Annotated in this window: 4 protein-coding genes; 1 reads left to right on the forward strand and 3 read right to left on the reverse strand. The window is 48.8% G+C overall.

Annotated elements, in window-relative coordinates:
- The coding region (locus tag AC1WIP_RS14755; RefSeq protein ID WP_481142545.1) for an ABC transporter substrate-binding protein at nt 1-609 on the reverse strand (609 nt) is incomplete at its 3' end.
- Nucleotides 610-1000: 391 nt separating this feature from the next.
- On the opposite strand from AC1WIP_RS14755, the gene AC1WIP_RS14760 reads away from it, so the two are divergent.
- Complete coding sequence (locus tag AC1WIP_RS14760; protein WP_318683647.1) at nt 1001-1198, forward strand: alpha/beta-type small acid-soluble spore protein; 198 nt, start codon at nt 1001-1003, stop codon at nt 1196-1198.
- Between the two features lie 84 nt (nt 1199-1282).
- Here AC1WIP_RS14760 and yaaA read toward each other — a convergent pair whose 3' ends face one another.
- Both yaaA and AC1WIP_RS14770 read right to left on the reverse strand, forming a co-directional pair.
- Nucleotides 1283-2023: a peroxide stress protein YaaA gene (gene yaaA / locus AC1WIP_RS14765; protein ID WP_481142543.1), complete on the reverse strand. Its 741-nt coding sequence runs from the start codon at nt 2021-2023 to the stop codon at nt 1283-1285.
- A gap of 15 nt (nt 2024-2038) precedes the next feature.
- On the reverse strand, nt 2039-2286 hold a 248-nt coding region (locus tag AC1WIP_RS14770), incomplete at its 5' end, for a peroxiredoxin (RefSeq protein ID WP_481142544.1).

Genomic DNA, 2286 nt, shown 5'->3' on the forward strand with positions numbered 1-2286 from the left:
ATCAAGCACAATATCCAGTTTAGGATTCTGCGCGCAGGCTGACGTCACAAAGGGCTGGGGCAGCAGGCCGATGGCGTCGGGGTTTTCCGCAAGCACCGCAGCCACCTCCGCAGCCTCGGACTTATACTCCAGTACACAGTCCTGAGTGGTCATTTGATTGGCATTTAGAAGATACTGCAAGGCATAATCCGGCGTGGTGCCTTTGCCCGTCAGATAGATGGTTCTGCCTTTCAGATCGGCAATGCTCTCCACAGAATCATCCCCGGACACCACATAGAGCACACCCAGTGTGTTAATATCTATCACACAGACATTGCCCTCTGTTCTTTGATACAGCACGCTGGCCACATTGGCCGGAACCAGTGCGATATCCAGCTCGCCCTTGACCATCAGAGGCAGCAGCTCATCCGCCGACGCCGCCATCTGAAACGCATAATTGTTTTGTGCTTCCCCATTCTCTGCCTTCTCCATCAAAAAGAGAAGTCCCATGGAAGTGGGCCCTTTCAGGGACCCCACACGCACCGTCTCCTCTTCCTGCGCAGATGGATTTTTGCTTCCTGCACAGCCTGTAAAAAGCCCGGCGGCCGCAAGCAGGGCAAGGCCCAGCATCCATATTTTGTTTCCTTTTTTGTTTCTTTTTGTTTTTGCTTCATTCCTTTTCATTGTAGTTCTTCCCTTCTTTTGATCTGACAGTTCATCCATTTTTCTCCATTCCGGAGCATTCAATCTTGACCAACAAAAAAGAGCCTTCTCGCGCAGAAAAGCCGCAGCTTATCTTTGCAGGTCAGTAAAAGGCTGGGATTCCGGTGAGCTTTTTGCTTCCCGGTCTCCGTTTTATGCTATTCCACAGTATAACAAAAAAATGAAAAAGTTACCATCATATTTTTTTTTCTGCCGTTCATACTATTACCAAGATAAGTGATGGCAAACACGTGATGTCAAAACTTATCTTGATCATATAAACTGCAAAAAACAAGAATGTATTCGGAGGTGAAACAAAATGGCAAGCAGAAGTAATAGAGTAGAAGTTCCTGAAGCTAAGGCGGCAATGGATCGTTTTAAGACTGAGGTTGCATCTGAGCTTGGCGTAAACCTGAAGGAGGGGTACAACGGTGACCTGACTTCCAAGGAGGCCGGTTCTATCGGCGGAGAAATGGTACGTCGTATGATCAGAAAACAGGAAGAGCAGATGAAGTAAAACACTGCACAAAATGGAAGGCGCCGCAAAATCATCAAAACAGATGATACGCGGCGCCTTCCGCTTAGTGTGCAGGACCATTGCCTACAGGACAAACACCATTTTCTTCTCGTCCGAAAGCTCCTTAGAAAACCGATAGCCCAGAGCCGAAAAGGCTTTCACTCCCTCCAAATCTGAAATATCATTTTCCGCAAGAAACCGCACCATCTCTCCCCTTGCCATTTTGGCAAGGGTTCCCTTTTGCTTTACCCGTCCGCCCTCCAGCTGTCCAAACACACAGGTTACCAGTTTATCTCCTGGCTTTAAGTACTGCTCTATAGCCCGGGAATATTCCCTGGAGGCCAGATTTAAGAGAATTCTGTCCTGGTCCCACACAGCCTCATACAGCAGACTGCCCCAAAATTCATACAAATCTCCGGCTCCCTCCACTGCAAGCGGCGCCTGCATCTCAAGACGATAGGGCGCCACCCCGTCAAAGGGCGAAAGAATACCGTAAAAGCCGGACAATATCCGCAGATGCTCCCCTATGTACCCAAGGGCCTTGTCTGTAAAAACCACAGGCGACATGTGCTGATACTGAAGCCCCTCATAGGCGATGATGGCAGGAGTCAGATTATGCGTAAGATCCATGCAGCGTATCCTGTCATAATTCTGACAAGCCAGCTTGTCATTGCACCCCCACAGAGCCTTGAGCTCCTGATAGTCCATGCCCGCCATAAACTGTGCGAGTATCCTTACTTTTTCCAAAAATACCGGCGTTCCCTCCACGGGAAAGGTATCCGTATCCACTTTCATTTTCTTGGCCGGTGAAATGATAATTCTCATCCCTATTCCCCACGCCTACAGCATCGAGAGCATCTGCTCCGGGTTCTCTGCCGCCTTTACTTTTCCAAAGGCCTTTGTGATCACACCCTCTTCATCGATCAGATAGGTGGTGCGGACTACTCCCATGGTCTTTTTGCCATACATATTTTTCTCCTGCCATACATCATAGGCCTGTATGGCCTCAAGGTTGACGTCCGAGAGCAGTACAAAGGGCAGATTGTACTTTTCCTCAAATTTCTTATGGGAAGCTGTGCTGTCCTTGC

The organism is Acetatifactor sp., assembly GCF_982438285.1.